We start from the raw sequence: 6,422 nt of genomic DNA, 5'->3' as shown, positions 1-6,422 counted from the left end.
CGGCGTTGTCGGCGGCGCGGCCGGCGGCGCCGGTCACCCGGTCCAGCACGATGGCGAGCAGCACGATCGGGATGCCGGCCGCGAGGGCGGCGCCGACGTCGACGGAGGCCAGCGCCTGGTAGACGCGGTCACCGAGGCCGCCCGCGCCGATGACGGAGGCGATGACGGCCATGGACAGCGCCATCATGATCGTCTGGTTGAGACCGAGCAGGAGTTCCTTGCGGGCCAGCGGGATGCGCGCGCTCAGCAGCCGCTGGCGCGGGGTGGCGCCCAGCGAGCGCACCGCCTCCAGCACCTCGGGGTCGGCGCCGCGCAGGCCGAGCGCGGTGAGCCGCGCCATGGGCGGGGCGGCGTAGACCACGGTGGCGAGGACGGCGGCGGGGACGCCGATGCCGAAGACCAGCACCACGGGCAGCAGGTAGGCGAAGGCCGGGAGCACCTGCATGGTGTCGAGCACCGGGCGCAGGGCGCGGTCCAGCCGGTCGGAGAGCCCGGCGGCGAGGCCGAGCAGGACGCCGACGGCGACGGACGCGAGCACGGCGGCCACCATGAGCGCGAGCGTCTGCATGGTGGGCAGCCACATGCCGAGCGCGCCGCAGGCGAGGAACGCCATGGCCGTCCCGGCCGCGAGCCTCACTCCGGCCACCCGCCAGGCGACCAGGGCGCCGAGCACGGTGACGCCGACCCAGCCCATGGCGAGCAGGGCGAGGTAGACACCGCGTACGCAGAGCACGACCGCGTTGCTGATGTGGCCGAAGAAGTACAGGAACAGCGGGTGGCTGTCCCGGTTGTTCATCACCCAGTCGCTGGCGTCGCCGAGCGGGCCGGTGAGGCTCACGGTCAGCGCGTGCGGCCAGTGTCCGCTGCCCCACCGGCTGTCGAGCAGGGGGACGAGGATCACGGCGGCGACGGCGAGCGTGAGCAGCTTGGCCACCGGACGGGACTTCAGCAGGCCGGGCAGGGCGCGCCGGGCCGTAGGGGCGGTGATCGTAGCCATCAGACCGCCTTGGGCTCGGCGGCGGACACGAGGGTGGGCTCGGCCTCCCGCTTGGCGGGGGCGGCCGTGCCGGTGCCCGCGACCACATTGAGCAGGGCGTCGGAGTCGACGACGCCCATGCAGGTGCCGTGGTCCATCACGCGGGCCGGTTCACCGGCACGGGCGACGGCCTCGATGGCCTCGGCGACCGGGGCCTCGGGGCGCACGGCGGGGCCGCTGCCGGCCTCCTCCAGGGAGGCGGGGCGCATGGCGGTGCGGCAGGTGACGACCTGCTCGCGCGGCACGTCGCGGACGAACTCGCGGACGTAGTCGTCGGCCGGGGAGTTGACGATCTCCTCGGGGGTGCCGAGCTGGACCACGCGGCCGTCGCGCATCAGGGCGATGCGGTCGCCGAGCTTGAGGGCCTCGGTGAGGTCGTGGGTGATGAAGACCATGGTGCGGCCCTCTTCGCTGTGCAGGCGGGCGACCTCGTCCTGCATGTCGCGCCGGATCAGCGGGTCGAGCGCGCTGAACGGCTCGTCGAACAGCAGCACCTCGGGGTCCACGGCGAGGGCGCGGGCGAGCCCGACACGCTGGCGCTGACCGCCGGAGAGCTGACCGGGGCGGCGCTTCTCCATGCCGGCCAGGCCGACCTTGGCGACGACCTCGGCGGCCTTCTCGCGCCGCTCGGCACGGCCCATGCCCTGGATCTCCAGGCCGTAGGCGACGTTGTCGAGGACCGTGCGGTGCGGCAGCAGACCGAAGTGCTGGAAGACCATCGCGGCCCGGTGACGGCGCAGTTCGCGCAGCCGGCCGCGGTCCATGGCGCGTACGTCCTCGCCGTCGATGGCGATGGTGCCCGCGGTGGGCTCGATCAGCCGGGTCAGGCAGCGCACCAGGGTGGACTTGCCGGAGCCGGACAGGCCCATGACGACGAAGACCTCGCCCTTGCGGACCTCGAAGGACACGTCCCGCACGGCGGCCGTGCAGCCGGTCTCGGCGCGCAGCTCGGCGGGGCTCAGCGCGGCCAGCGCCGGGTCCGCGGGGACGCGCTCGGGCTTGGGGCCGAACACCTTCCACAGGCCGTCGACGGCGAAGACCGGCGCGTCGGACCCTTCGGCGGAGGTGGGCGGCTTACGGGTGGGAACGGTGAGCGTCATCGCGCGTCACCACCGATCAGTTCGACGGCCTTCTCCCCGACCATGAGCACTCCGATCATCGGGTTCACCGCGGTCATCGTCGGGAAGACGGACGCGTCGGCTATGCGGATGCCGTGCAGACCCCGGACACGCAACTCGGGGTCGACCACGGCGAGTTCGTCATCGGCGGCGCCCATCTTGCAGGTGCCGGCCGGGTGGTACACGGTGTGCGCGACCTTGCGCGCATACTCGCTCAGCTCCTCGTCGTCCTGGACCTCGGGTCCGGGGCAGACCTCGCGCTTGAGCCAGTGCGCCAGCGGCTCCGACTTGGCCACCTCGCGGGCGATACGGATGCCGTCGACCAGGGTCTGGGCGTCGTAGTCGTCCTCGTCGGTGAAGTACCGGAAGTCCAGCGCGGGCTTGACCTCGGGGTCGGCGCTGGTGAGGTAGAGGCGGCCGCGGCTCCTGGGCTTGGGGATGTTCGGGGTCATGGAGACGCCGAACTCGGGCCGCTCGTAGCCGAGGCGCTCCGGATTGTCCGTGAACGGGATCTGGTAGAAGTGGAACATCAGGTCCGGGCCCGCGCTTTCGGGGTCGCGGCGGACGAACAGGCCCGCGTCGGAGTCCATCGCGGAGTTCTCCGGGATGGGGCCGTGGGTCTCCCAGACGATGACCGACTCCGGGTGGTCGAGCAGGTTCTCGCCGACGCCGGGGAGGTCCAGCACGACCGGGATGCCAAGGGCCTCCAGGTCGGCGCGCGGGCCGATGCCCGAGTGCAGCAGCAGGCGCGGGGTGTCGACGGCGCCGGCGCAGAGGACCACCTCGTTGCGCGCCTTCACCAGCAGTTCGCGGCCGTCCTTGGTGCGGACGTGGACGCCCTCGGCGCGGGTGCCGTCCAGCTCCAGCTTGTACGCCCAGGTCTCCAGGAAGAGGTGGAGATTGGGGCGCTCGTCCATCACCGGGTGCAGATAGGCGACCGAGGCCGAGGAGCGCTTGTTGTCCTCGGGGTGGTAGGCGAGGTCGAAGAAGCCGACGCCGTCGGTGAACGGCTTCTTGTTGAAGCCCTCGACGCGCGGCACGCCGAGCGTGGACTGGGCGGCGTCCACGAAGTCCCGCGCGATGGCGTTGCGGTCCTTCTCGTCCACCGGGACGATGTTGTTCTTCAGCCGGGCGAAGTACGCCTCCATCTGCACGGCGCCCCAGCCGCTGGCCCCGGCCTGCTCCCACTCGTCCCAGTCGGAGGGGAGCGGCTTGAACGAGATCAGGGTGTTGTGCGAGGAGCAGCCGCCGAGCACGCGGGCCCGGCTGTGCCGGATGTGGGAGTTGCCGCGCGGCTGCTCGGTGGTCGGGTAGTCGTAGTCGAGGTCGCCGCCGAGCAGGCCCATCCAGCGGCGCAGGGTGAGCACGTCGTCGCGGTCGACGTCGCTCGGGCCGCCCTCGATGACGGCGACGGTGACGTCCGGGTTCTCGGTCAGGCGGGAGGCGATGACGGAGCCCGCCGTGCCGCCGCCGACGACGACGTAGTCGTACTCGTGGGTGTGTTCGGGCATGGGGTGTCTGACTCCTGTGGGCGGGAGGTCGTACGAAGGTCTGGAGGGGCCGGGCTCAGCCGGCGAACCAGCGCACCGGGCTCGGGGCGAGGTTCTGGTACACGTGCTTGGTCTCGCGGTACTCGGCGAGGCCGGCGGGGCCCAGTTCGCGGCCGGTGCCGCTCTTGCCGAAGCCGCCCCACTCCGCCTGCGGCAGGTAGGGGTGGAAGTCGTTGATCCACACGGTGCCGTGCCGCAGCCGGGCGGCGACGCGCCGGGCGCGGCCGGGGTCGGCGGTCCAGACGGCGCCCGCGAGGCCGTACTCGGTGTCGTTGGCGAGGGCGACCGCCTCGTCCTCGGTGCGGAAGGTCTCGACGGTGAGGACGGGTCCGAAGACCTCCTCCCGCACGACGCGCATCTCGCGGTGGCAGTGGTCGAGGACGGTCGGCTCGTAGAAGTAGCCGGACTCGGGGCGGTCGGCGGTGGGCTCGGGGCGCTTGCCACCGCAGACCAGGCGCGCGCCCTCGGCGAGCGCGGAGGCGACGAAGTCCTCGGTCTTGGCGCGCTGCTGCTCGGAGACGAGCGGGCCGCACTCGACGCCGGGTACGGTGCCGCGCCCGAGCCTGATCTTCCGGGCGCGGCTGGCGAGTTCGGCGACGAAGCGGTCCCGGACGGACTCCTCGATGATGAGGCGTCCGCCGGCCGAGCAGACCTGGCCGCTGTGGATGAAGGCGGCGTTGAGGGCCTGGTCGACGGCGGTGTCGAAGCCCTCGTCGGTGGCGCAGGCGTCGGCGAAGACCACGTTGGGGTTCTTGCCGCCGAGTTCCAGGGCGACCTTCTTCACGCTCGGCGCGGCGGCCTGGGCCACCTTGACGCCGCTGACCAGACCGCCGGTGAAGGAGACGAGGTCGACGTCGGGGTGGTCGGCCAGGCGGGCGCCGACGGTGTGGCCGGGGCCGGTGACCAGGCCCGCGACGCCCTCGGGGAGTCCGGCCTCCACCAGCAGCTCGATGAGCGCGATGGTGGTCATCGGGGTGATCTCGCTGGGCTTGATCACGAAGGTGTTGCCCGCGGCGAGCGCCGGGGCGATCTTCCAGCTCGCCTGGAGCAGCGGGTAGTTCCACGGAGTGATCAGCGAGCAGACACCGACCGGCTCGTGCACGACGACGCTGTGGATGTCGGGCGAGCCCGCGTCGACCACCCGGCCGGGCGCCTCGGCGGCGACCAGGTCCGCGAAGTAGCGGAAGGCGTCGGCGACACAGTCGATGTCGACGCGGCCCTCCTCGACGGTCTTGCCCGCGTCCCTGCTCTCCAGCAGGCCCAGCTCCTCGCGGTCGCGGACCAGGAGGTCGGCGACGCGGCGCAGCAGGGCGGCGCGCTCGGCGACCGGGGTGTGTGGCCACGGGCCCTCGTCGAACGCGCGGCGGGCTGCGGCCACCGCGCGGTCGACGTCCTCGCTGCCGCCCTCCGCGACGACGGCGAAGGGCCTGCCGTCCGCGGGGTCGAGGATCTCGCGGGTCGCACCGGAGGCCGCTTCCAGCCACTCGCCTCCGGCGTGGATGGTGGCCTCGGCCGGTCGTTCCGTTCTGTCCGCCATGATCGGTTTTGCCTTCCGTTCCTGTTCAGACGCCCTGTGTGACAGAGCCGCCACGTCCGGGCGGATGACCGCATGCCCGAGGCGGATGAAGCGCATGCGCATTTGATGGCCGAAAGTGCGCTGGGTCACGGAAATTACGGGAGAAATATGGAGGAATCGGACGAATGAAGGTGGCGTGGATCACGGCCGCGGTACGCACCTGTGCGAACCGGGTCTATTCGATCAGTCCAGCGCCGCGTTCCCGGCCGGGTCGCAGTTCATGCCGGGCGGGCAGAACCAGGCGAGCGCGGTGGTGAGGAGTTCCAGCTCGTCCTCCCTGCCGTCGGCGTCCGGGCCGTACGCGGCGAGCGCGTAGATCTTGCCGTCGGCGGCGACGAAGCGCTCGTCGTAGACGTGCCAGGTCCCGACGTCGGGCTCGTTGCGAATGGTGTCGGCGAGGTACTCCAGCCGGGACCCGGTGAAGTCCCCCTCGTCCAGGTTGGTCAGCGCCAGCTGCTCGAATCCGCGCGGCTTGGCCGTCCGGTCCGAGAGGTACAGGTCGAAGGACGCTTCCGGACTCGCCTCCGACACCTCGTACACCTGGAGCCGGTGCTCCCGGTCCGGGCTGCGGAAGTTCACCACGGCCATCCCGTACTCGGAGGGCACGGTGGCCCGCGTCCACCCCTCGGGCACGGCCACCCGGAATCCCTCACCGTCGTCGTGCAGCTCATATCCGGCGGGGGGTGCGCTGGGCGAGGGGCTGGGGGTGGGCGAACCGGAGACAGGGCTCGGGCTACGGGTCACGGGCGCGGAGGAGGTGTGCCCCTGCCCCTTCTGGCTCCGGTCGTCTCCGTTGTCCTTCCCGACGACCAGCGTCAGCACCAGGCTCACCGCGATCCCGGCTGCCGCCGCCCCGACGATGACGGACCAGAGGACACGACGGCTGGGACCGCTGCGGGGCGGTGCCGGGTCGGCGGGGGGCCAGGGGTCGGCGGGAAAGGCCGAGGTCGGAGCGGTGGGGGGCCAGGTGGCGGTCGGGGACGAGGAATCGGCCGGCGGCCAGGCGGCGGCCGGCTCGGCCGGCGGCCACGAGGCGGTCGGGGGCTCGGCATGCGCGGAAGCCTCGGCCGGCGGCCAGGACGAGTGAGGGGGCGTGCGCCGGCCTGCGGGCGGCCAGGTGGGAGCCGAGGGGGCGGCCGAGG

Annotated in this window: 5 protein-coding genes; all 5 read right to left on the bottom strand. The window is 72.5% G+C overall.

The features are described from left to right. The coding region (locus GT030_RS06480; protein ID WP_161200251.1) for an ABC transporter permease subunit at positions 1–997 on the bottom strand (997 nt) is incomplete at its 3' end. After that, positions 997–2,136, bottom strand: a complete 1,140-nt coding sequence (locus GT030_RS06475; protein WP_161200250.1) for a glycine betaine/L-proline ABC transporter ATP-binding protein — start codon at positions 2,134–2,136, stop codon at positions 997–999. The genes GT030_RS06475 and GT030_RS06480, both read right to left, overlap by 1 nt. Then, positions 2,133–3,665 (bottom strand): GMC oxidoreductase, encoded by a 1,533-nt coding sequence (locus GT030_RS06470; protein WP_161200249.1) that lies wholly within the window; start codon positions 3,663–3,665, stop codon positions 2,133–2,135. The genes GT030_RS06475 and GT030_RS06470 overlap by 4 nt, the downstream gene beginning before the upstream one ends. A gap of 55 nt (positions 3,666–3,720) precedes the next feature. After that, positions 3,721–5,241, bottom strand: coding sequence for an aldehyde dehydrogenase family protein (locus tag GT030_RS06465; RefSeq protein ID WP_161200248.1), 1,521 nt, complete (start codon positions 5,239–5,241; stop codon positions 3,721–3,723). A 222-nt stretch (positions 5,242–5,463) separates the two neighbouring features. Then, on the bottom strand, positions 5,464–6,422 hold a 959-nt coding region (locus GT030_RS06460), incomplete at its 5' end, for a hypothetical protein (RefSeq protein WP_237522234.1).

The organism is Streptomyces sp. SID1328 (assembly GCF_009865595.1).
GTDB lineage: Bacteria > Actinomycetota > Actinomycetes > Streptomycetales > Streptomycetaceae > Streptomyces > Streptomyces griseoluteus.
This window is presented reverse-complemented; position numbering and strand designations above follow the sequence as displayed.